General features: G+C 66.0%; 18 protein-coding genes. 13 read left to right on the forward strand and 5 right to left on the reverse strand.

Features of this window, described 5'->3' with window-relative positions; all coding sequences use genetic code 11:
- Window positions 1-15 precede the first annotated feature (15 nt).
- The 12 genes from DCO45_RS12410 (at window position 16) to DCO45_RS12465 (ending at window position 15,896) form a co-directional block, all read left to right on the forward strand.
- Window positions 16-1,278, forward strand: coding sequence for an SfnB family sulfur acquisition oxidoreductase (locus tag DCO45_RS12410; protein WP_116926132.1), 1,263 nt, complete (start codon window positions 16-18; stop codon window positions 1,276-1,278).
- A 73-nt stretch (window positions 1,279-1,351) separates the two neighbouring features.
- Window positions 1,352-2,608 (forward strand): SfnB family sulfur acquisition oxidoreductase, encoded by a 1,257-nt coding sequence (locus tag DCO45_RS12415; protein WP_116926133.1) that lies wholly within the window; start codon window positions 1,352-1,354, stop codon window positions 2,606-2,608.
- Entirely contained in the window at window positions 2,608-4,059 is a 1,452-nt protein-coding gene (locus DCO45_RS12420) for an LLM class flavin-dependent oxidoreductase (RefSeq protein ID WP_116926134.1), read from the forward strand. Before DCO45_RS12415 ends, DCO45_RS12420 begins: the two co-directional genes overlap by 1 nt.
- A 19-nt stretch (window positions 4,060-4,078) precedes the next feature.
- Entirely contained in the window at window positions 4,079-4,942 is an 864-nt protein-coding gene (locus tag DCO45_RS12425) for a MetQ/NlpA family ABC transporter substrate-binding protein (RefSeq protein ID WP_116926135.1), read from the forward strand.
- A gap of 50 nt (window positions 4,943-4,992) precedes the next feature.
- The gene (locus DCO45_RS12430; protein ID WP_116926136.1) at window positions 4,993-6,351 is read left to right on the forward strand and encodes an LLM class flavin-dependent oxidoreductase; all 1,359 of its coding nucleotides are present in this window, start codon (window positions 4,993-4,995) and stop codon (window positions 6,349-6,351) included.
- 149 nt (window positions 6,352-6,500) lie between these two features.
- A complete protein-coding gene (locus tag DCO45_RS12435; protein ID WP_116926137.1) occupies window positions 6,501-7,307 on the forward strand; it encodes a MetQ/NlpA family ABC transporter substrate-binding protein in 807 nt (268 codons plus the stop codon).
- Between the two features lie 80 nt (window positions 7,308-7,387).
- Window positions 7,388-8,179, forward strand: a complete 792-nt coding sequence (locus tag DCO45_RS12440) for a MetQ/NlpA family ABC transporter substrate-binding protein (protein WP_116926208.1) — start codon at window positions 7,388-7,390, stop codon at window positions 8,177-8,179.
- Entirely contained in the window at window positions 8,176-9,450 is a 1,275-nt protein-coding gene (locus DCO45_RS12445; RefSeq protein ID WP_116926138.1) for an acyl-CoA dehydrogenase family protein, read from the forward strand. Before DCO45_RS12440 ends, DCO45_RS12445 begins: the two co-directional genes overlap by 4 nt.
- 124 nt (window positions 9,451-9,574) lie before the next feature.
- A complete protein-coding gene (locus DCO45_RS12450; RefSeq protein WP_116926209.1) occupies window positions 9,575-10,192 on the forward strand; it encodes an NAD(P)H-dependent oxidoreductase in 618 nt (205 codons plus the stop codon).
- A 120-nt stretch (window positions 10,193-10,312) separates the two neighbouring features.
- Window positions 10,313-11,464, forward strand: coding sequence for an FMNH2-dependent alkanesulfonate monooxygenase (gene ssuD / locus DCO45_RS12455; RefSeq protein ID WP_116926139.1), 1,152 nt, complete (start codon window positions 10,313-10,315; stop codon window positions 11,462-11,464).
- Complete coding sequence (locus tag DCO45_RS12460; RefSeq protein WP_207788075.1) at window positions 11,461-12,312, forward strand: amidohydrolase family protein; 852 nt, start codon at window positions 11,461-11,463, stop codon at window positions 12,310-12,312. The genes ssuD and DCO45_RS12460 overlap by 4 nt, the downstream gene beginning before the upstream one ends.
- Before the next feature lie 497 nt (window positions 12,313-12,809).
- Window positions 12,810-15,896, forward strand: coding sequence for a DUF5979 domain-containing protein (locus DCO45_RS12465; RefSeq protein ID WP_165841193.1), 3,087 nt, complete (start codon window positions 12,810-12,812; stop codon window positions 15,894-15,896).
- A 49-nt stretch (window positions 15,897-15,945) separates the two neighbouring features.
- Here DCO45_RS12465 and DCO45_RS12470 read toward each other — a convergent pair whose 3' ends face one another.
- Window positions 15,946-16,857, reverse strand: coding sequence for a LysR family transcriptional regulator (locus tag DCO45_RS12470; RefSeq protein WP_116926141.1), 912 nt, complete (start codon window positions 16,855-16,857; stop codon window positions 15,946-15,948).
- A gap of 143 nt (window positions 16,858-17,000) precedes the next feature.
- Here DCO45_RS12470 and DCO45_RS12475 point away from each other — a divergent pair, with 143 nt between their 5' ends.
- Complete coding sequence (locus DCO45_RS12475; protein ID WP_116926142.1) at window positions 17,001-17,864, forward strand: pirin family protein; 864 nt, start codon at window positions 17,001-17,003, stop codon at window positions 17,862-17,864.
- A 99-nt stretch (window positions 17,865-17,963) separates the two neighbouring features.
- On the opposite strand, the gene DCO45_RS12480 is transcribed toward DCO45_RS12475, so the two are convergent.
- The 4 genes from DCO45_RS12480 to purE form a co-directional block, all read right to left on the reverse strand.
- Window positions 17,964-18,956, reverse strand: coding sequence for an SGNH/GDSL hydrolase family protein (locus tag DCO45_RS12480; protein WP_116926143.1), 993 nt, complete (start codon window positions 18,954-18,956; stop codon window positions 17,964-17,966).
- 97 nt (window positions 18,957-19,053) lie between these two features.
- Window positions 19,054-20,052 (reverse strand): L-threonylcarbamoyladenylate synthase, encoded by a 999-nt coding sequence (locus tag DCO45_RS12485; protein WP_116926144.1) that lies wholly within the window; start codon window positions 20,050-20,052, stop codon window positions 19,054-19,056.
- An 11-nt stretch (window positions 20,053-20,063) separates the two neighbouring features.
- A complete protein-coding gene (locus DCO45_RS12490; protein ID WP_116926145.1) occupies window positions 20,064-21,260 on the reverse strand; it encodes a 5-(carboxyamino)imidazole ribonucleotide synthase in 1,197 nt (398 codons plus the stop codon).
- On the reverse strand, window positions 21,257-21,751 hold the full coding sequence (gene purE / locus DCO45_RS12495) for a 5-(carboxyamino)imidazole ribonucleotide mutase (RefSeq protein WP_116926146.1): 495 nt from the start codon (window positions 21,749-21,751) through the stop codon (window positions 21,257-21,259). The genes DCO45_RS12490 and purE overlap by 4 nt, the downstream gene beginning before the upstream one ends.
- Between the last annotated feature and the right edge of the window lie 104 nt (window positions 21,752-21,855).

Below are 21,855 nucleotides of genomic sequence, written 5' to 3' on the forward strand. Positions count from 1 at the left end.
TTCAGAAAGCACCGAATGACTTCAGCGGTTGCCCTGGGCGCAGCGTTGCCCGCCGATTCCCCACCCCGCCTGCCTTTGCCGCCCAGCCAGCCCGCGCAGATCCGCAGCGAGGCCGAGGCCTTGCAAGTGGCCGCTGCGCTGGCCGAGAGCTTTCGCGGCGGCGCGGCCCGGCGCGACAGCGAACGCCTGTTGCCCTGGGACGAGATCGAGCGCTATACCGCCAGCGGCCTGGGCGGCATCACCGTGCCGCGCAGCCATGGCGGCCTGCAGGCCAGCTGGCACACCGTGGTGCAGGTGTTTGCGACCATCAGCGCGGCCGATGCCTCGCTAGGGCAAATTCCACAAAACCACTTTGCGCTGGTGCAGAACCTGCGCGATACCGCGAGCCCCGCGCAGCAAAGCCGCTGGTTTGCCGATGTGCTGGGCGGCTACCGGCTGGGCAATGCCGGGCCTGAGCGCAAGGGCCGCGCCGCCCAGCTGAGCGATGCCACCGCCAGCCTGCGCCGGGCGGCCGATGGCCGGCTGCTGGTCAACGGCACGCGCTACTACTCCACCGGATCGTTGTTTGCCCACTGGGTGCCTTTCCGCGCCGAGGACGAGGCGCAGCGCCCCGTGCAGGTCTGGGTGCGGCGCACGGCGCCGGGCCTGCAGATCATCGACAACTGGAACGCCTTTGGCCAGAAGACCACTGCCAGCGGTGGTGTGGTGCTCAAGGACGTTGAGGTCGAGCCGCGCGATGTGATTGCGCTGCATGACCTGAAGGACCGGCCGACCCTGTCCGGCCCGGTATCGCAGATTCTGCAGGCCGCCATCGACATGGGCATTGCCCAGGGCGCGTTCGACGAGGCGCGCCAGTTTGTGCGCGACAAGACCCGTGCCTGGGTGCACTCGGGTGTCGAGCATGCCTGGCAGGACCCCTACATCATCCAGGAGTTTGGCCTGCTGCAGGTGGAGCTGGATGCCGCGCGCGAGGTGCTGCTCGATGCCGCGCAGCAGTTGGATGCCTTCGCTGCCCAGCCCGTCACCGACGAGAGCAGCGCCGAGGCCTCGGTGGCCGTGGCGCGCGCCAAGATCCTGACTACCGAGGCGGCGCTGAACGCCAGCGAACGCCTGCTGGAGCTGGGCGGTACCTCATCGGCCCGCGCCGGCTACAACCTGGACCGCTATTGGCGCAATGCCCGCGTGCACACCTTGCACGACCCGGTGCGCTGGAAATACCACCTGCTGGGCAACTACCTGCTCAATGGCCGCGCCCCGCGCCGCCACCAGTGGAACTGAGCCGCCGCAACGCACAACGACTTTGAAGGGCCAGGCCAGCGCCATGCTGCTGCCAAGCCCATGAGCCACCACCATGACTACCTCTCCCCCTGTGATCGCCGCTGCCAGCCCGGTGGCCCCCGCCCCCGCACCACGCCAGCGCCCCCCCGTGTTTGCCAGCGAGCAGGCCGCACTGCAACAGGCCCAGCAGCTGGCCGATGCCTGGGCCGGTGATGCGGTACTGCGCGACCGCGAGCGTCGCCTGCCCTGGGCAGAAATCGAGGCCTACAGCGACAGCGGCCTCTGGGCCATTACCGTGCCGCGCGCCTACGGCGGCCTGCAGGCCAGCGCCTGGACGGTGGCGCAGCTGATCGCCACCGTGGCGGCGGCCGATGGCTCGCTGGGCCATATTCCGCAGAACCATTTCTATGCGCTGGAGGTGCTGCGCGTGGGCGGCAGCGCGGCGCAGCAGCGCTTTTTCTACGAACGGGTGCAGGCGGGCGAGCGCTTTGGCAATGCACTGTCCGAGATCGGCCACCGCGACTACCGCCGCCGTTCGCGCCTGGAGCGGGGTGACTCCGGCTGGGTGCTCAATGGCCGCAAGTTCTACTGCACCGGCGCCATCTTTGCGCACTGGATTCCGGTGCAGACCATGCAGGTGATCGACGAGGCCCAGGACCCCGTCAGCGTGATGGTGTTTGTTCCGCGCAGCGCGCCGGGCGTGACGGTGATCGACGACTGGGACGGCATGGGCCAGCGGGTCACCGGCAGCGGCTCGGTGCTGCTGGAGAACGTCGCCATCGATGAGGCCTGGATCGTGCCTTTCCAATCGAGCTTTGACAGCCCCAGCACCATCGGGCCGTTTGCGCAGATCATCCATGCCGCCATCGACCTGGGCATTGGCGAGGGCGCGCTGCGTGCCACCTTGCCCTTTGTGCGCAACCAGTCGCGCGCCTGGGTGGATGCCGGCGTGGCGCAGGCGAGCGACGACCCCTTGACCCTGCAGGCGCTGGGCAATGTGGAGCTGCGCCTGCATGCGGCGCGGGCGCTGCTGCGGCGCTCGGGCAGCCTGGTCGATGCCGCGCAGCAGGAGCCCACGGCGCATACCGTGGCTGCGGCCTCGGTGGCCGTGGCGCAGGCACGTGCGCTGGCGCATACGGCCGGCCTGCTGGCGGCCAACAAGCTGCTGGAGCTGGGTGGCACCTCGGCCACCTTTGCCGAGCACGGCTTTGACAGCTACTGGCGCAATGTGCGCACCCACACCCTGCATGACCCCGTGCGCTGGAAATACCATGCCATCGGCAACTATGCGCTGAGCGGCGTACTGCCCCCGCGCCACGGAGCACTGTGATGGCCAGCACCGCTGCCAGCGGGCGTGCGCCCATCATCCTCAATGCCTTCAACATGGCCAGCGTGGGCCATATCAACCATGGGCTGTGGACGCATCCGCGCGACCAATCGAGCCACTACCACCGCCTGGACTACTGGACCGGCCTGGCCAAGGAGCTCGAGCGCGGCCTGTTCGATGGGCTCTTCATCGCCGACATCATCGGCGTCTATGACACCTACCAGCAGTCGGTCGATGTGACCCTGCGCGAGTCGGTGCAGCTGCCAATCAACGACCCGACCCTGGTGGTGCCCGCGATGGCGGCGGTGACCGAGCACCTGGGCTTTGGCGTAACGGTCAACCTCAGCTACGAGCAGCCCTATCTGCTGGCGCGGCGCTTTTCTACCTTGGACCACCTGACCCAAGGCCGCATTGGCTGGAACATTGTCACTGGTTATCTGGACTCGGCTGCCCGCGCCATGGGCCAGCGCCAGCAGCTGGCGCACGATGCGCGCTATGACCGCGCCGATGAGTTTATGGACGTGCTCTACCAGCTCTGGGAGGGCAGCTGGAGCGACAGCGCCGTGCTGCGCGACCGCACGCGCCGCATCTATGCCGACCCGCAGCAGGTGCGCCGCGTGCAGCACAGCGGCCCGCATTTTCAGGTCGATGGCTACCACCTGAGCGAGCCCTCGCCACAGCGCACGCCGGTGCTGCTGCAGGCGGGCAGCTCGGGCCGGGGCCTGCAGTTTGCCGCGCGCCATGCCGAATGCGTGTTCATGGCCATCCAGGACAAGGCCGCCACCGCCACGCTGGTGCGCCAGCTGCGCGCCGAAGCCGTGCGTGCCGGCCGCCAGCCGGGCGACATCAAGGTGCTGGTGGGCATGACGCCCGTGGTGGCCGCCACCGCGCGCCAGGCCCAGGAAAAGTACCAGGAGTACTGCCGCTATGCCAGCCCCGAGGCTGCGCTGGCGCATTTGTCGGCCACGGCCGGCATTGATTTTTCGACCTACCAGCGCGACACGCCGCTGCTGCAGCAGCACCGCAGCAATGGCATCGAGAACTCGATCAAGCGCCTGGCCAATGGCCGTGAGGACTACCGCCTGGGCGACCTGCTCGATGAGCTGTCGCTGGGCGGGCGTTACGCCACCTTCGTGGGCGATGCCCAGCAGATTGCCGACGAGATGCAGTCCTGGGTGGATGAGGCTGGTGTTGATGGCTTCAACCTCGCCCGCACTGTGGTGCCCGAATGCTTTGGCGACTTTATCGACCTGGTCGTCCCCGAGCTGCAGTCGCGGGGCCTGCACAAGAGCGCCTATGCGCCCGGCAGCATGCGCCACAAGCTGTTTGGCCAGGGCGACCGCCTGCCGGCCCACCACCATGCGCAGCAGTTTCGCCAGCAGCCCTCCGTCGGTGGCGCCAGCGTTGCTGCTTCTCCATCCCTCTCCACACCCCGCGCCCAGGCCTTGGCCTGAGCGCCATCCAGGAAACCCCATGTCCCAGAACCCTTCTTCTCCGCTGCCAGGCCAACGCCGGCGTTTTCTGTCCTCGTCGCTGGCCGCTGGCGCCGCGCTGGCCACGGGCGCCTGGCGCAGCACGGCGCAGGCCGCAGTGCCGGTAACGACCAAGGTGCTGAAAGTGGGGGTGACCTCGGGCCCGCATGAGCAGGTGTTCGAGGCCGTCAAAAAGGTCGCCGAGCGTGACTATGGTCTCAAGATCGAGATCGTGTCCTTCAGCGACTATGTGATGCCCAATGCCGCGCTCGATGCGGGTGACCTGGATGCCAACAGCTTCCAGCACGGCCCCTTCCTGCAGGCGGCAATCCGTGCACGCGGCTACAAGCTGGTGGGCTTTGGCCGCACCTGGGTGGGCCCGATTGCGCTTTTCTCCAAGCGCTACAAGCGGCTCGAAGACGTGCCGGTGGGCGCGCAGATTGCGCTGCCCAATGACCCGGCCAATGGTGGGCGCGTGCTGCTGCTGTTGGAGAAGGGCGGTCTCATCAAGCTCAAGCCCGGCATCGACCCGATCAAGGGCGTGTTTGCCTCGACCCAGGACATCACCGACAACCCGCGCAAGCTGCGCTTTGTCGAGCTGGAGTCGCCCATGCTGGTGCGCGCGATGGACGATGTGGAGCTGGCTGCCATCAATGCCGACTATGCCTACAAGGCGGGGCTCAACCCCACGAAGGACTCGCTGCTGGTCGAGGGCGGGGACAGCCCCTATGTCTGCCTGATAGCAGTGCAGGAGAAAAACCGCAACGCCCCCTGGGTGCCGCAGCTGGTGGCCGCCTACCGCACCGACGAGGTGCGCAGCTATATCCAGCAGGCCTTCAATGGCGTGGTCATCCCTTCGTGGTGATCGGCGTCGCTACCCCTGGCATTCACTGATTGCGCTCACCCGCACTGGTTATGACTGACAAAAAAATCATGCATGTCAACGCGTTCAACATGAACTGCGTCGGACATATCCACCACGGCCTGTGGACGCATCCGCGCGACCAGTCCACCCAGTACCACACGCTCAATTACTGGACCGATATCGCCAAGCTGCTGGAGCGCGGCCTGTTCGACGGCCTCTTTATCGCCGACGTGGTGGGCTACTACGACGTCTACCAACGCGGCGTGGACCTGACCCTGCGCGAGGCGATCCAGCTGCCGGTGAACAACCCCTGGCTGCTGGTGTCAGCCATGGCGGCGGTCACGGAGCACCTGGGCTTTGGGTTGACGGCGACGGTCAACGCGCACCAGCCCTACACCTTTGCCCGCGATGTCAGCACCCTGGACCAGCTGAGCAATGGCCGCATTGGCTGGAACATCGTCACCGGCTATGTGGACAGCGGCGCGCGCGGCCTGGGCCAGGATGGGCTGGCCGACCATGACAGCCGCTATGACCGCGCCGACGACTTTCTGGCGCTGGCCTACAAGTTCTGGGAAGGCAGCTGGGAGGACGGCGCCGTGATCGCCGACAAGGCGCGCCGCATCCACACGCTGCCGGGCAAGGTGCACCCCGTTGTGCATGACGGCCCGTTCTACCGCGCCAATGCGATCCACATGAGTGCGCCATCGCCCCAGCGCACGCCGGTGCTGTTCCAGGCGGGCACCTCGCAGCGCGGGCTGCAGTTTGCCGGCCAGCATGGCGAGGGCATCTTTATCGGTGCGCGCACGCCGGAGGCGGCCAGGGGTGCCTCGCGCAAGCTGCGTGCCGCTGCCGTGGCCGCTGGGCGCAGGGCCGATGACATCAAGATCTATGTGGGCGCAGCCGTGGTGGTGGCGCCCACCCAGGCCGAGGTCGAGGAGAAATACGCCGACTACCTGGCCTATGCCAGTGCCGAAGGCGGCCTGGCGCATTTTGCCGCCAGCACCGGCGTGGACTTTGCGCAGTACGACCTCGACGAGCCCATCGTCTACGGCCAGGGCAATGCCATCCAGTCGGCCGTGCAGGCCGCCCAGCAGCAGGGCCTGACCACGCGGCGCAAGCTGCTCGAACAGTTCAGCCTGGGCAGCCGCTACAACACCATCGTCGGCGACCCACAGCAGGTGGCCGATGCGCTGGAGCGTTGGATCGATGTCGGCGAGATCGATGGCTTCAATCTCTCCCGCATCGTCGTGCCCGAGACCTGGGAGGACTTTGCCAGCCTGGCCGTGCCCGAGCTGCAAAACCGCGGCCGCTACCGCACGCGCTACGAAGAGGGCAGCCTGCGCCACAAGCTGTTTGGCCGTGGCGATGGACTACCCGCCAACCACCCCGGCGCGCAGCAGCGCCGATAAGAGCCGCTAACACAACCCTTGATACGTCGTTGCCCTGCCTTGTCGTACTACTGTACTGCCTGCGGCAGGACGCCTAGTCTCAACCGCAAACCTTCGGTTTGCTGGGTCGTGTTACCGGCTCTAAGTACCGAGATTTTTTGAAAGCAGCCATGAAGTTTTTCCCCGCTTTGACAGCCCTGCTGCTGTCGCTCGCCACCTTGGGCGCCGCCCAGGCCCAGCCACTGCGCGTTGGCGTCACGCCCGGCTCGCTCGCCGATTCCGCCCAGATCGCGGCGCGCGAAGCCAAGGCCCAGGGGCTCGACGTTCAGATCGTCGAGTTCACCGACTGGACCCTGCCCAATACCGCGCTGGTCAACCGCGATCTGGACCTGAACTACTACCAGCACCAGGCCTTCCTCGATACCTTCAACCGCGAAAACCGCCAGGACCTGCGCGCGGCGGCCGTGGGCTCGCGCGGCAATATCGGCATCTTCTCCAAGCGCTACAAAAGCCTGGCGAGCCTGCCCACCGGCGCCAGCGTGGCGCTGGCCAATGACACCTCGAACCAGGCACGTGCCATTGCCACCTTGCGCGATGCGGGCCTGGTGACCCTGCGCGCCAATGCGCCGCAGCTGGCCCAGATCGACGACATCGCCAGCAACCCCAAGAAGCTCAAGTTCATCGAAGTGGCCGGCCCCCAGCTGGCGCGGGCGCTCGATGATGCCGACATCACCGTGGTGAGCCTGGGTGGACTGCTGCAGGCGGGCCAGCTCGAGACCGCCCGCCAGGGCCTGTACTACAGCGTCGGCACGGATGCCTTCTGGGCCATCCACTTTGTCACCCGGGCCGATAACGTGAAGGACGCGCGGGTGCGCCAGTTCATTGATATCTACCAGCAATCCCAGGCGGTGCGCCAGCAGATCCATGCCTCGTACGCCAATGAAAGCCGCTTCTACAGCCTGCCCTGGCTGAAGTGAGCCAGCCACCTACCCAAGGAAAGACGATGAAGACATTTGCGCTGAAAAAATACCTGCTGGCGCTGGGCGCCGGCGCCGTTATGGCCACCGCTATGGCGGCCACCGCCGTGGCAGCCCCGCTGAAAATCGGTGTCACGCCCGGGTCGCTCGCCGATTCGGTCCAGGTCGCTGCCAAGGAGGCGCGCCAGGCCGGGCTGGATGTGCAGGTGATCGAGTTCACCGACTGGACCACGCCCAACACCGCGCTGGATGCCGGCGATATCGATATCAACTACTTCCAGCACCAGGCCTTTTTGGACAATGCGATCCGCGACCGGGATTACAAGATCGAGAGCGTGGGCGTGGGCCTGCTGCCCAATATCGGTCTGTATTCGAAAAAGCATGCGGCGCTGGCCGATATCCCCGCCGGCTCCTCGGTCGGTGTGGCCAATGACCCGGTCAACCAGGCCCGGGGCCTGTTGCTGCTGCAAACGGCCGGGCTTATCAGCCTGCGCCCCGGCGTGGGCGCCAAGGCCAGCGTGAACGACATCGTCGGCAACCCGCGCAAGCTCAAGCTGCTGGAGGTCGAAGGCCCGCAGCTGGTGCGTGCGCTTGACGATGTGGCCCTCGCCCAGGGCTATCCGGCCCACCTGGTCAACGCCGGCCAGCGCGAGCTGGCCAGCCGCGCGCTGCTGTATTCGACCGTCGATGACCTGTACTACGCGATCCGCTTTGTGGCCCGCAGCGACCGCAAGCAGGACCCGCGCATTGCGCAGTTTGTGCAGCTCTACCAGGCGTCGCCCGCGGTGGCCAAGCAGATCAGCGCCTCGTTTGCCGATGACGCCAAGCTCTATTCGCTGCCCTGGAAGAACGCCGCGAAGGCCGCGCCATGACCGAGGCCACACTGACACGCCCCGTGCCCGAGGTTGCTGATGCCAAGGCCCCGCGCCTGGCCGATCTGCAGCAGCGCTTTGCGCCGGTGTTTGCGCGCATTGCCGAAGGTGCTGCCGAGCGCGAGCACAGCCGCACTCTCGCCCATGCGCCGCTGCAATGGCTGCGCGAGAGCGGCTTTACTGCCCTGCGCCTGCCCCAGGCTTTGGGCGGCAGTGGCGCATCGCTGGAGCAGCTGATGGCCTTGCTGGTGGACCTGGCCGAGGCGGACCCTAACCTGACCCAGATCCTGCGGCCGCATTTTCTGTTTGTCGACCGCGTGCTCTACCAGGGCTCGCCCGAGGCACAGCGCCATTGGCTGCCGCTGGTGGCCCAGGGCGCCACCTTTGGCAATGCGACGACCGAGGTGGGCGAGGGGGCCGTCGGCAGCCTGCAGACCACCTTGGTGCCCGACCCAGCGGTGCCTGGCCAGTGGCGGCTCCATGGCCAGAAGTTCTACAGCACCGGCAGCTTGTATGCCGACTGGATCAGTGTGCTGGCGCGCGCGGTGGTGCCCGGCCAGCCGGACCAGACGGTGCATGCGCTGGTAGCGGGCGGTGCGGCGGGCGTGGAGCGGCTCGATGACTGGCGCGGCTTTGGCCAGCGGCTGACCGGATCGGGCACCACGGTGCTGCGCGATGTGCCGGTGCCAGCGCATGCGGTGCTGCAGTTCCGCGCGGGCGAGCCTTCGCCCATCGTGGCCTTTGCGCAGCTCTTCCACCTGGCGAGTCTGGCGGGCATTGCCCGCGCGCTGAGCCGCGACACGCTGGCCTATGTGCAACAGCGCCGCCGCGTGTTCAGCCATGGCGCGGCCGCCCTGCCCAAGGACGATCCGCTGGTGCAGCAGATTGTGGGCCAGCTGGCCAGCACCGCCTATATGAGCGAGCTGGTGGTGCGCGATGTGGCCCAGGCGCTGGGCCCGATCTTGCGCAGCGCCGAGGCTGGCCATGAGCGCGCGGACAAGGCCCAGCTCGATGCGCTGGAGCTGCGTGCCGCTCAGGCCCAGGTGGCGGTGGTCGATGCGGTGCTGCAGGCGGCCACGCGCATGTTTGATGTGGGCGGGTCGAGCGCGCTGGCCGAGGACCTGCGGCTGGACCGCCACTGGCGCAATGCCCGCACGCTGGCCTCGCACAACCCGGTCATCTACAAGGCCAAGTCGGTGGGCGACATGCTGCTCAACGGCGCCGAGCCGGTCTACTTCTGGCAGGTGGGGCTCGCAGCAAAAAACGCATAAGAACATGAGATTTCATTCCTTGGCCTGCGGCGGCGCAGTGGTTGTAATGGTTGTCTTGACGCTGGAGGCAGCGACCCGGATAGGCCGGGCCCTGGCCCCTTGCGTGTGAACGACTGGAATGAACATGAGCCGCATCTTGAAAACCGTCATCGTCAATGGCAGCCTGGGCAAGCCTTCGCGCACCCGCAGCCTGCTCGACAGCTTGCATCTGCAACTGGGCCAGGCCCTGGGCCAGTCGGCCCAGGCGGTGCGCCTGGATGTGCGCCATATCGACCTGGTCGATCTGGTGGCCGACATCGGCCCGGTGCTGTACAAGGATGCGCTGTCCGCCGCCGCCCGTGATGCGCTGGAAGCGATCGAGACCGCGGACTTCCTGATCGTCGGCTCGCCCGTGTTCCGGGGCAGCCTGCCGGGCCTGCTCAAACACCTGTTTGACCTGGTGGACCAGCATGCGCTGCAGGGCACGCCCGTGCTGCTGGCTGCCACCGGCGGCAGCCCACGCCATTCGCTGGTGCTGGACCACCAGCTGCGCCCGCTGTTCGGCTTTTTCTCGGCCTTGACCTTGCCGATCGGCGTCTATGCAACGCCCGAAGACATCCAGGGCGGTGTGGTGGTGAGCGAGGCGCTGCACAAGCATATCTCGCTGGCGGTGAGCCTGGCGGTGCCGGTGCTCAGCGCGCTGGCGCACAGCCAGCGCAGCAGCCAGCCTGCCTTGCATGCGCTGGAGCGCCAGGCCGCTTAAGCGCGTTCAGGCTTCTTTTCAAACGCCACCCGCCTGCATACGCTGCGGTCGGGCTGGCGCAGCATGCCCTGCGGCGTCTGCTGCACGCCCCTTGCCTTGCAGCCATCCTGACCCTTTGCCATGGCCTCTACCTCATCCCCACCGGAGCTGTTCTGGTTCCTGCCTACCTCCGGCGATACCCGCTACCTGGGCGCCTCGGACTTTGGCCGCCAACCCACGCCCGAGTACCTGCGCAGCATTGCCACGACCAGCGAGAACCTGGGCTATGACGGGCTGCTGATTCCGACCGGCAGTTCGTGCCTCGACCCCTGGGTGGTGGCATCCAGCTTGGTCGCGGTCACCCAGCGCATCAAGCTGCTGGTGGCGCTGCGCACCTCGCTGGGCATGCCGGTGCCCAGTGCGCGCCAAGCCGCTACCTTGGATCAGGCGCTCGCCGGGCGTTTGCTGCTCAATGTGGTGCCCGGGGGCGATGCCACCGAGCTGGAGGCCGATGGCGTGTTTCTGGCCCATGACGAGCGCTATGCCTATGCCGATGAGTTTCTGAGCATCTGGCGGCGCCTGCTGGCCGGCGAGACGGTGGACCACGAGGGCAAGTACTTCAAGGTCAAGCAGGGCAAGAACTTTTTCGAGCCAGTGCAAAAACCGTATCCGCCTTTGTACTTTGGCGGCTCCTCCGACGCCGCCCATGACCTGGCGGCCAAGCATGTCGATGCCTACCTGACCTGGGGCGAGCCGCCCCAGGCCGTGGCGCGCAAGTTTGCCGATATCCGGGCACGTGCCGCCGCTGCCGGCCGCCAGCTGCGCCTGGGCGTGCGCCTGCATGTGATCGTGCGCGAGACCAACGAGGAGGCCTGGGCCGATGCCGAGCGCCTGATCAGCAAGCTGACCGACGAGGACATTGCGAAAGCTCAGCAGAACTATGCGCGCATGGACTCGGTCGGCCAGGCGCGCATGGCGGCCTTGCATGGCGGTAACCGCCAGAAGCTGGAGGTGGCACCCAACCTCTGGGCCGGTGTCGGCCTGGTGCGCGGCGGTGCCGGTACCGCGCTGGTGGGCGATGCGGCCACCGTGGCCGAGCGCCTGCGCGAGTACATGGACATTGGTGCCGATACCTTTGTGCTGTCGGGCTACCCGCACCTGGAGGAGTCGATCCGCTTTGCCGAATTGGTGTTTCCGCTGCTGGGCAAGAAGAGCGTGACCACCGCGCGCTCGCAGACTGGCGGCGCGTTTGATGTTCGTGGTGTTCAACAATGGAAGGAGTCGGCTTCATGAGCCTGCCCGTGATCGATATGCGCTGCCGGCCAGCGTTCTTGCACAACTTTTTTGGCGCAACGCCCGGCTCGCCCGAGCATGACACCGCCCGCTGGCTGAACCGGCGCGTGGGTACGCGCGGCAGCGATACGCACTTTGAGGAATCGCTGACCCAAGACGGCTTTTTAAAGGCGGTGCGCGATGCCGGCCTGAGCCAGGCCGTGGTCGTGGGGCGGCACACGCCTTCGCAGCACCTGCCCAACGATACGATCCACCAGATCGTGCAGGGCCACAGCGAGTTGCTGGGCATTGCCGGGGTGGACCCGGTGCTGCAAGGCGAGCAGGCGGCGCTCGACGAGATCGAGCGGGCCGTCAAGCAGCTGGGCCTGCGCGGCATCGACCTGGAGCCCGGCTTTGGCGACCCGGCGCGCCACCCCGATGACCCCGTGTACTGGCCCGTTTATGAGCGCGCGCGGGAGCTGGGTGTGCCGGTGTTCCTGATGAGCGGCCCGACCACACCGGACCCGAGCTTCAACGACCCGGCGCGCCTGGCCAAGGTGGCCCAGGCCTTTCCCGATCTGCCGCTGGTCGTCTACCACGGCTACTGGCCGCGTGTGCAGGAGGCCATTGGCCTGGCCTTCCGCTACGCCAATGTCTACCTGGTGCCGGACATGTATGTGTTCCAGCCCGGCCACCAGGCCTATGTGCAGGCGGCCAACCAGTTCCTGGGCGACCAACTGCTGTTCGCCTCGTCCTACCCCTTCCGCCCCATCGGCCAGAGCATTGACGACTTTCTGGCGCTGGGCTTTGACGAGGCCGTGCTGCCCAAGCTGCTGCATGGCAATGCGGCGCGCATTTTGGGGCTGTAGTCGGCCTGCGGCGAATGCTGCGCCGCTCCCATCCCACTCCACCAAGGGCTCCCGACAGGAGCCCTTTTTTGCGTATGCGGCGAGGGCCGCGTGGCAGACCTCTCTGCCGGGCGGGAGCGCGGTGGTGCGCCATCGGCTGCACGGTCGCTGTTATCCAGAGCAACGCCCCCATGGCCATCGACTTCTTGCACGCCATGGCGATCCAAACCGCCTGCGCCCCCCGCCGCCGCTACCTGGGGTTTACCCAAGGGTAATTGTCAATAAATCGTCAATAGATTTACAACAAATGTTTCTTAATGTTTTGTTAACCAAGCGGTTGGTACATTTTCTAACAGGTTGCGGATAATTGCGTCTTTGGTTTTTTGCTGAGAGAAGTGCTTTTATGTGGGTACTTGCTGCTTTTTGAAGAATTCGGAAACCAGGAAATTTTTTTCCTGAATTAATGCATTTTCTCTATCGCAAATTGTTTTTTTATTATTTATGTGGAAAGAACAATGATGCTCAAACAATCATGGTGGCCATTTTTGCTGCACCGCGCTAAGGCCAAGGCTGCGGTGCTGCTGTTCGCTGCCTCGCCGCTGTACGCGCTGGCCCAGGTGGCTGACGTGCAAATCACCAAATCCGGCCCATCATCGGCTGTGGGCGGCACGCCGGTGAGCTATGTGCTGGAGATGGATAACAACGGTCCCAACGCGGCGAATGGCGCGCGTTTTGAGGACGTGTTGCCCGCCGGTCTGGCGAATGTCACGCTGGCCTGTACGCTGGCCACGGGTGGTGCGACCTGCCCGGCCGATCTGGCCTTGGCCGGTGGCGTGGTGTCTGGCACGTTGGCCAGCTTTCCCAACCAGGGCAAGGTGCGGGTGGAGATCCAGGCCCGTTTTGGCGTGACGGGCCCCAGCACGTTGACCAATACAGCGACCATCAGTGCCCCGGCAGGGACCTCCGATCCGGTGCCGGGCTCCAACAGCAGCTCGATCAGCACGGCCATGCGCTATGAGGTGAACCTGGCCGTCACCAAGACGCAAAGCAGCGACAGCTTCCAAAGCGGCGTGCCGCTGACCTACACCATCAGCTTGCGCAACAACGGCGTGGGCGCTGCCGATGGCGTGGCGCTGTACGACCGGCTGAGCAACAGCTTTATCAGCCACATTGGGGCAGATCTGGTGTTCAACCAGTGCACGGCCAGCGGTGGCGCGCAATGCCCGGACAATGCCAGCTTCCCCAACCACAGCGGTGCCAACGACTACAGCCCGGTGTTCAACGCCACGGTGCCAGTGTTGCCGCCTGGTGGCGCGGTGGTCGTCACCTATACGATGACGCCTTATCTGGTGCCCAATGCCGCCTGCGGTCGCCCCGCCGGCCAGTTGTTCAACCAGGCTTCGCTCCAGCTGCTCGATGGCATGGTGGACACCACCCCGGCCGACAACCAGCAGACTGCCATTTTGCAGGTGCCCGGCACGCCCGCCTGTCCCACGACGGATCTGCAGGTGAGCAAGACCCAGGACCCGCCGGTGCCTGCCATGGGGGATTTGTTGACCTATACGATGACCTTGGTCAATGCTGGCCCGAACGCGGCCAACGGCGCCAGCATCGCGGACATCATCCGCACCCATGGCGGCTCGGCCAATTACTTCGCGGTCGACACGCAGTTTCAAAGCTGCTTCGCCGAAGGGGGCGCAGTCTGCCCACCGTCCTCGGAGTTCCTGGAGCCGAGCGGCAATGCCTCGTATGTGAGCTTGTTCAATACCCAGGTGCCGGTCTTGCCCGTCAACGGGCGGCTGACCATCATCTACCAGGTGCAAACCCGCTTCAATGGCAGCATTCCATGCGGGCGCACCCTGGGTGGTCTGAACAATGAGTTCTCGGCGAACCCGCCCGACAACATGACCGACTCCAACACCAGCAACAACGTGGCGTCGGTGGGTATCCTGGTGCCGGCCACGCCGGCATGCCCCAGAACGGATCTGGCGGTGACCAAGACGCAAAGCGCGGACCTGTACCAGCCGGGTGTGCCCGTCCATTACACGATGACCGTGACCAACAAGGGCCCTGCAGCTGCCGATGGTGCGTCCATCGCCGATCGTCTGATCACGTTTGAGTTGGCCAACCGCCTGGATGTGCAATCGTCTGCGATCAGCTGCTCAGCAGCCGGTGGTGCCGTGTGCCCGGACGCTTCAGTGTTTCCTGCGCCTTATACGGGCAGCATCAGCGGGTTTTCCTGGCCTTTCCAGGCGCAGGTGCCACAGCTGCCGGTGGGTGGCAGTCTGACCATCGGCTACAGCCTGACCTACAGCTATTCCCAAAGCAGCTGTGACTGGCCATCGGGCTATCTGGTCAACGAGTTCTCGGCCAACCCTGGCGATGGCGTCGAAGAGGCGGTGCCTTCCGACAACGTGGCCACGACGACCATGCAGCGCTTTAGCTGCTCGAACGTGTCGGTCAACAAATCGGTCAACCCGGTCACGGCCACCAGCGGCGCGCAGGTGACCTACGCGGTGGACATGCACAACGCCGGCCCGGCCGACACCAGCAATGTGGTCTTCTCCGATCCACTGCCCGCTGGCGTGGTGTTCAGCGATGCCAGCTGCAGCGTGCTGGTGGCACCTGCACAGTGCGGCGCAACGGTCGACTATGACCCGGCCACCCGCACCGTGAGCAGTGTGGTGACGTCGCTGGGCAATGGCGGCGCGGTGCGCTTTGTCATCCAGACCACCGCGGGTGGCCAACCGGGCACCTACACCAATACCGCCTATGCGGCGGTACCTGCTGGCGTGATTGACCCCATCCTTGCGTCCAACGAGAGCTATGTGAACCTGCAGATCTTTGCACCGACGACCACCAAGACGGTGACCAAGAGCATTGCAGGCCTGGCGACGGGCTTGCCCCAGGCGATGACCTTCAGTGGCAGCCTGAGCTGCGGCACGCAGCCTGCGCAAACCTGGACGGCCACGGTCGCCGCAGGCGCGACCAGCGGCACCAGCGCAGCACTGACGGTGTTTGAAGGCGACAGTTGCACGGCCACCGAAGACACGCCGCCGGCGGCCCCTGCGGGCTATGGCTGGAGCGGTGCGCCAGAGATTGCCGAGCAGGCCCAGGGCTTTACGGTGACCAACCGCCTGCAGCGGCTGACGGGCGGTGTGCAACTGACCAAGCGCATCACCGGCCCGGCAGCAGGCGTTGCAGCCGCCAATGGCAGCTTCGACTTCAGCCTGGATTGCGGCCCGGACGGCATGCACACCGCCAGCGTTACGGTAGCCAATGGGCAAGAAGCCAGCGTCCACTTGGCCGATCTGCCTGCGAATGCCAGCTGCACAGTGACTGAGACGGGCAAGGCCGCAGCGCCTGCGGGCTACCACTGGGGGGCGCCGGTGTACAGCGCCAACCCGGTGGTGATACCTGCTGGCAGCGATGTGGCGCTGAGCGTCAGCAATCCGCTGACCAGTGATGGCAGCGTGGTTGACCCCATCGATGGCGGCAACAACGGCAAGCTGCGCGCGGTGCCGGTGGGCAGTCCCTGGGCCTATCTGGTGCTGACGGGCCTGATCGCGGGCCTGGGTATGGCGCGCAGAAGGCGCATGCTGTAAGCGCGCAGCGCTTGAGCGCTGCGACCTAGCCAACCTGTGCCCGGCCGCCTCAGCAGCCGGGCACTTTGGCGAATGCGGCCGCCAGATGGTCGATCAATGCCCGCACCGCCGGCAGCATGCCCCGGCGGGAGGCGAATACCGCATGCACTGCCTCCTTGCGCGGGCCCCATTCGGGCAGCACTTTGACCAAGGTGCCTTTGTCCAGCTGCTCGTGCACCATGATCATCGGCAACTGCACGACACCCAGGCCGGCCATCGCCGCACTGCGCAGTGCCACCATGTCGGTCGTGATCAGGCGAGGCGTGTGCGGGACCTGGATGCTGGGCATGCTGTCGTGTTCGAGCTTCCACACAAACTGCTGCTCGGGCGAACCCAGCCAGAGGCTGGGCCACTGCGACAGATCGGCAGGGCTGCGCACAATGCCCTGGCGCGCGGTCAGGATGGGGCTGGCCACCAGGTGCTGGGCATGGACAGAAAGCATGCGCACCGACAGGTCACTGTCCTCCAGCGGCATGGTGCGCACGCGAATCGCCAGGTCAAAGCCCTCGCCAATCACATCGACCGGGCGGTTGGTGGCCTCCAGCTGGATCGTCACCTCGGGGTACATGACCATGAAGTCGGTCAGCATGCGCTCGACCAGTTCATGGAGCAAGGTGATGGGGCAACTCAGGCGCACGACGCCCCGGGGCTGGGACTGCACCGCCTCGATGCTCAGCTGCGCGGCCTCGGCCTCGACCAGCATGGCCTTGCAGTGCTGGTAGTAGGTCTGACCCAGCTCGGTCACCGCGAACTTGCGTGTGGAGCGCAGCAAAAGGCGCACGCCCAGGCGCTCTTCGAGCAGCGCAATGCGGCGGCTGAGCTTGGACTTGGGCATGCCCAGCGCGCGCCCGGCGGGCGCAAAGCCGCCATGGTCGACGACTTGGACGAAATAGAACAGGTCATTGAGGTCGAATGGCTGCATGGGGTGCTCTGCGGGATGGTCTTATCGTTCAAAAAATAGAACTATCAAGGCGAATTATGCCGTCTACCGCTCGCAGTGTTTCAACCCCACAATAACGGTACAGCCTTCCGACACCTAGCTTGGAGGCCAGACAGGAATCCCCGATGAAAAACGTACTGCATGTCCAAGACGCACCCCGCCAGCATTGGGTTGGCGACGGCTTTCCTGTGCGTTCACTGTTTTCCTACCAAAGCCACGGCAAGCTGCTGAGCCCCTTTTTGCTGCTTGATTGTGCCGGCCCGGCCGAGTTTGCCCCTGCCAGCGCGCCGCGCGGTGTGGGCCAGCACCCGCACCGGGGCTTTGAGACCGTGACCATCGTCTATGACGGCGAGGTCGCGCACCGCGACTCGACCGGCCAGGGCGGCGAGATAGGCCCTGGCGATGTGCAATGGATGACGGCCGGCGCTGGCATCCTGCACGAGGAGTTCCATTCGCCTGCGTTTACCGCCCATGGTGGCACGCTGCGCATGCTGCAGCTGTGGGTCAACCTGCCTGCCAAGGACAAGGGCGCGCCCGCGGGCTACCAGGCGATTGTCCAGTCGCAGATCCCTGCGGTGGCCTTGCCTGGCGGCGGCCAGCTGCGCGTGATTGCCGGCGATTACCAAGGCCAGCAGGGCCCTGCCAAGACCTTCACGCCGATGCAGGTCTGGGATCTGCGCCTGGTCGCCGGTGAAAAGCTGGAGCTGGAGCTGCCCGAAGGCTGGAGCACGGCGCTGGCCATCGTGCAGGGCACGGTGCTGGTCAACGGCAACGATGTGGCGCGTGAGGCGCAGCTGGTGGTGATGGCCCAGGAAGGCCGCAAGCTGACACTGGAGGCCAATGGCGATGTGGCCTTGCTGCTGATGAGCGGCGAGCCGATTGACGAGCCCATCGTCGGCTACGGCCCCTTTGTGATGAACAGCCAGCAGGAAATCGTGCAGGCGGTCAATGACTTCAACAGCGGCAAGTTTGGCAGCATGCGGGCTTGATCGGCGGGTCTGAGATGCCGCAGCCGTGTTGAGGCGGCCATAAAAAAATGGACACCTTGGTGTCCATTTTTTCGTTAAGCGCTTGCCAAGGACAGCAGCTTACCAATTCGCCTTCATGCGGTCATAGACCCAGTCGCCAAAGCGGCGGTGCGCTTGGGGCGTGTAGTTCACCAGGTCGGAGAACAGGTACTGGTCGACCTTGGAGGCTTCCACCAAGGTGTCGGCGGTGCACAGCGAGGAGTTGATCTGGTTGACGCCAATGTTCAGGCCATTGGTGGCATCTGCGGTCGTGCAGGCCGGATCGGTGGAGTTGGTGAAGCTGTAGCTGCCGGGGTTGCCGGTCATCGAGTTGAAGTAGTACTGCACGTCAGCGTACAGCACTTCGGTGCCCGACAGGCCATACAAGGCGTTCAGCAGGCCATTGTTGAAGGCGGTGGTGGCCGCTTCCAGCGTGTTCGATGGCTTGGGGTCGGCGCTGGGTTGCGCGTTGTCCAGGCTGGTGGCCCATAGCGTGCGGCCCAGGTTGGGCGTGCCCACGGTCAGCACGCGGGGGGCGCCTGCGCTGTTGAGGCGACGCACCTGCGCTGCCATCTGCTGGCCAGCGGTGGTCATGTCGGCCAGGTACTGGTCGCGGGTCTTGGTGCCGGCGGCGTATTCGTTGTAGCCGGCGATCACGTCGCTCATGCCGCCACTCATCAGCACAAACTGGTTGCTGGTGAAGGTTGGGTGGGCCGCCAGGTAGCTGTCGATCTGCGCGGTGATGGAGGGGGCATTGGTCACGCCGGTGGCATCGGGCTGGGAGACGCGGGCATTGCCGTAGGCATAGGCGGTGCCACCATCCTTGGCCGCGGTGATCGTCAGGTCATAGCGGTAGGCGATTTCACGCGTCCAGTTGTTGTAGCTGCCGTTGCTGACCGAGTAGGGACGGCCATTGGGGTTTTGGCCCAGGTCGGTCATTGCATCACCAAAGGTGATGATGCTGTCGGGGCGAATCGAGTTCGCGGTTGAGCTCGATCCGCAGGCCGCCAGCATGGCCACCGAGGCACCAGCCACGGCGGTCAACACGGTACGGCGCATCCAATTTGCTGCCATGTGAGTTCTCCAGTAAGTAGAGCGTAGTGTAGCGAGGCTGATCCAGGCCACCAAGGTGATGAGGTAAAGAGAGGTAAAACGCCAGGGGCTAGGCGGCTCAGCCAGCCGCCGCCGCGCGCTGCAGACGGTCGCTGACGCCTTCCCAATCTGCCGTCTCCGGCGGGGTTTCGATCCAGATGAGCTTGGCGCCCCAGTCGTCCAAGTCGCGCAGCAGGCCAAACAGCTCGCGGGCCGCAGCCAGCGGCGCATGGGGCATGGGCTGCAGGCGCAGATGGGGGCTGGCGCTGCGCAGTGGGCCGCGGTGGTAGATGGCGATATGCCGCGCGTCGGCCCCCAGCACATCGAGCGCCGATTGCAGCTGCTTGGCATCCATCAGCCTGACCTTGGCGCTGGGCGCATAGTGCGCGAGCAAGGTGCCCGAGGCGCGCGGGGTATCGGCCGTCAGCTCCTGCATCGACAGCGGGCGGGTGCCGCAGGCGCGCTCGATATCGTCGCGCGTGATGGCGCCGGGGCGCAGCAGCACGGGCACGCCACGCGTGCAATCGACAATGGTCGACTCAATGCCGATATCGCAGGCGCCGCCGTCGAGCACCAGCAGTGCGTCACCCAGTTCGGCCGCCACATGGGCGGCCGTGGTCGGGCTGACGCGGCCAAAGCGGTTGGCGCTGGGCGCCGAGACGCCCCAGACGGGCGGGCTGAGCTGCTGGCAGGCCTGCAGCACCGCTTGCGCCACCGGGTGCGAGGGGCAGCGCAGGCCCACGCTGTCCTGTCCGGCCGTCGATGCCATCGCCGCACCGGGCAGGCGCGGCAGGATCAGGGTGAGGGGCCCGGGCCAGAACGCATCGATGAGCTGCTGGGCAAACACCGGCACGGCCTTGGCGTAGCGCTGCACGCCTGCGGCATCGGCCACATGCACGATCAGCGGGTGGTCGGCAGGCCGGCCCTTGGCGCTGAAGATCTGCGCCACGGCGGCGTCGTTGTCGCTGTCGGCGGCCAGGCCGTAGACCGTCTCGGTCGGCAAGCCAACCAGTTGCCCCGCCTGCAGCGCCAGCGCGGCGGCGCGCACCGAGGCGTCGAGCTTTCCATCCAGAATCACGTGTAGTCCTCTTAGAACGCGGCAATGCCCAGGATGGCAGCAGCTTTGAGGGCCGTCTCGCGCACCTGCTCGGGCGTGGCAGCCGTGATGTTCAGGTGGCCCATCTTGCGGCCACGCTTGGCATCGACCTTGCCGTACAGGTGCAGGTGGCAGCCGGGCAGGGCCAGCACCTGGTCCCAGGCGGGGGTCTGCGCGCTGGCGCTGTCCTGGAACCACAGGTCGCCCAGCAGGTTGAGCATGATGGCAGCGCTGTGCTGGCGCGGTTGCACCAAGGGCAGGTTGGCCATGCAGCGCACCTGCAGCTCGAACTGCGACACATCCAGCGCGTTCTGGCTGTAGTGGCCGCTGTTGTGCGGGCGCGGGGCGATCTCGTTGACGACCAGCTGGCCGCCATCGAGCACAAAGAATTCCACGCAGAGCACGCCGACATAGTCCAGGCCCTGGGCCACCGACTGGGCCGCCGCAATGGCCTGCTCGGCCTGCGCGGCAGGCAGGTTGCCGGCATAGACCTCGGTCACCGCCAGAATGCCTTCGCGGTGCAGGTTGCGCTGCACCGGCAGGTGCACGATATCGCCCTGGCGGCTGCGCGCGACGATGACCGAGCACTCATGGGCGAGCGGCAGCATCTTCTCGAGCACGCAGGCCACCTGCTTGAGCTCGGTCCAGGCCGCAGTCAGCTCCTCGCGGGTCTTGACGCGGATCTGGCCCTTGCCGTCATAGCCCATGCGGGAGGTCTTCAAAATGCCGGGCAGCAGCGCGTCGTTGACGGCGGCCAGCTGCTCGGCCGTCTCTATGACCGCATAGGGTGCGCAGGGCACGCCGCATTTCACAAAGTGGGCTTTTTCCGCAGCGCGGTCCTGGGCGATGGCCACGGATGCGCCGGCGGGCGACACCGGCAGGCTTTGCGCGAGCTGGTTCAGCGCGGCGGCGGGCACATTCTCGAACTCGGTGGTCACCGCAGCGCACAGGCGCGCCAGCTCGGCCAGGCCTTGCGGGTCTTCATAGCCGCTGCGCACATGGTGGTGGCTGACCAGGCCGGCCGGGCTGGTCGCATCCGCATCCAGCACGGCGGTGAAGTAGCCCATCGACTGGGCGGCATGGGCAAACATGCGGCCCAGCTGGCCGCCGCCCAGCACGCCCAGGGTGGCGCCGGGCAAAATGGCTTGGGCCTGGTCTTGCGCCGAGGCGCTGTGGCTGGTGGTGCTCATGCGTTCACCGGCAAGGTCATGTTGCGGGCCGCTTCGGTCTGCTCGGCGCGGAAGGCATCGAGCTTGGCGCGCAGCGCAGGGTCTTCATTGGCCAGCATGGCCACGGCAAACAGGGCGGCATTGGCCGCACCGGCCTGGCCGATCGCGAAGGTGGCGACGGGCACGCCCTTGGGCATCTGCACGATGGAATGCAGCGAATCAACGCCTTGCAGGTGGCGGCTGGCCACGGGCACGCCCAGCACGGGCACCGGGGTTTTAGCGGCTATCATCCCAGGCAGGTGGGCTGCGCCCCCAGCGCCGGCGATGATGGCCTTGAGGCCCCGTTCTACGGCGCTCTCGGCAAAACGGAACATGTCGTCAGGCATGCGGTGGGCCGAGACCACCTGGGCCTCAAAGGCAATACCGAATTGCTGGAGAATGGCTACTGCGTGCTGCATGGTCTCCCAGTCGCTGCTGGAGCCCATGACCACGCCAACTTGGATGGGTGTCATAGTGTGGGTTGGCGGGTGTCTAAGGCAAGAATGCCGGCCCCGCGCCAGGGTGGAACCCGCCATTTTACTTTTTGCAGTGAAGCTGCCTGATCAACACGGATTTT

This window comes from Comamonas sp. JNW (genome assembly GCF_003105075.1).
GTDB classification, from domain to species: domain Bacteria; phylum Pseudomonadota; class Gammaproteobacteria; order Burkholderiales; family Burkholderiaceae_C; genus Comamonas; species Comamonas squillarum.

Coding starts and splice junctions, on each gene's coding strand:
- DCO45_RS12410 (WP_116926132.1), top strand. CDS start 16: ATGACTTCAGCGGTTGCCCTGGGCGCAGCGTTGCCCGCCGATTCCCCA.
- DCO45_RS12415 (WP_116926133.1), top strand. CDS start 1,352: ATGACTACCTCTCCCCCTGTGATCGCCGCTGCCAGCCCGGTGGCCCCC.
- DCO45_RS12420 (WP_116926134.1), top strand. CDS start 2,608: ATGGCCAGCACCGCTGCCAGCGGGCGTGCGCCCATCATCCTCAATGCC.
- DCO45_RS12425 (WP_116926135.1), top strand. CDS start 4,079: ATGTCCCAGAACCCTTCTTCTCCGCTGCCAGGCCAACGCCGGCGTTTT.
- DCO45_RS12430 (WP_116926136.1), top strand. CDS start 4,993: ATGACTGACAAAAAAATCATGCATGTCAACGCGTTCAACATGAACTGC.
- DCO45_RS12435 (WP_116926137.1), top strand. CDS start 6,501: ATGAAGTTTTTCCCCGCTTTGACAGCCCTGCTGCTGTCGCTCGCCACC.
- DCO45_RS12440 (WP_116926208.1), top strand. CDS start 7,388: ATGGCCACCGCTATGGCGGCCACCGCCGTGGCAGCCCCGCTGAAAATC.
- DCO45_RS12445 (WP_116926138.1), top strand. CDS start 8,176: ATGACCGAGGCCACACTGACACGCCCCGTGCCCGAGGTTGCTGATGCC.
- DCO45_RS12450 (WP_116926209.1), top strand. CDS start 9,575: ATGAGCCGCATCTTGAAAACCGTCATCGTCAATGGCAGCCTGGGCAAG.
- ssuD (WP_116926139.1), top strand. CDS start 10,313: ATGGCCTCTACCTCATCCCCACCGGAGCTGTTCTGGTTCCTGCCTACC.
- DCO45_RS12460 (WP_207788075.1), top strand. CDS start 11,461: ATGAGCCTGCCCGTGATCGATATGCGCTGCCGGCCAGCGTTCTTGCAC.
- DCO45_RS12465 (WP_165841193.1), top strand. CDS start 12,810: ATGCTCAAACAATCATGGTGGCCATTTTTGCTGCACCGCGCTAAGGCC.
- DCO45_RS12470 (WP_116926141.1), bottom strand. CDS start 16,857: ATGCAGCCATTCGACCTCAATGACCTGTTCTATTTCGTCCAAGTCGTC.
- DCO45_RS12475 (WP_116926142.1), top strand. CDS start 17,001: ATGAAAAACGTACTGCATGTCCAAGACGCACCCCGCCAGCATTGGGTT.
- DCO45_RS12480 (WP_116926143.1), bottom strand. CDS start 18,956: ATGGCAGCAAATTGGATGCGCCGTACCGTGTTGACCGCCGTGGCTGGT.
- DCO45_RS12490 (WP_116926145.1), bottom strand. CDS start 21,260: ATGAGCACCACCAGCCACAGCGCCTCGGCGCAAGACCAGGCCCAAGCC.
- purE (WP_116926146.1), bottom strand. CDS start 21,751: ATGACACCCATCCAAGTTGGCGTGGTCATGGGCTCCAGCAGCGACTGG.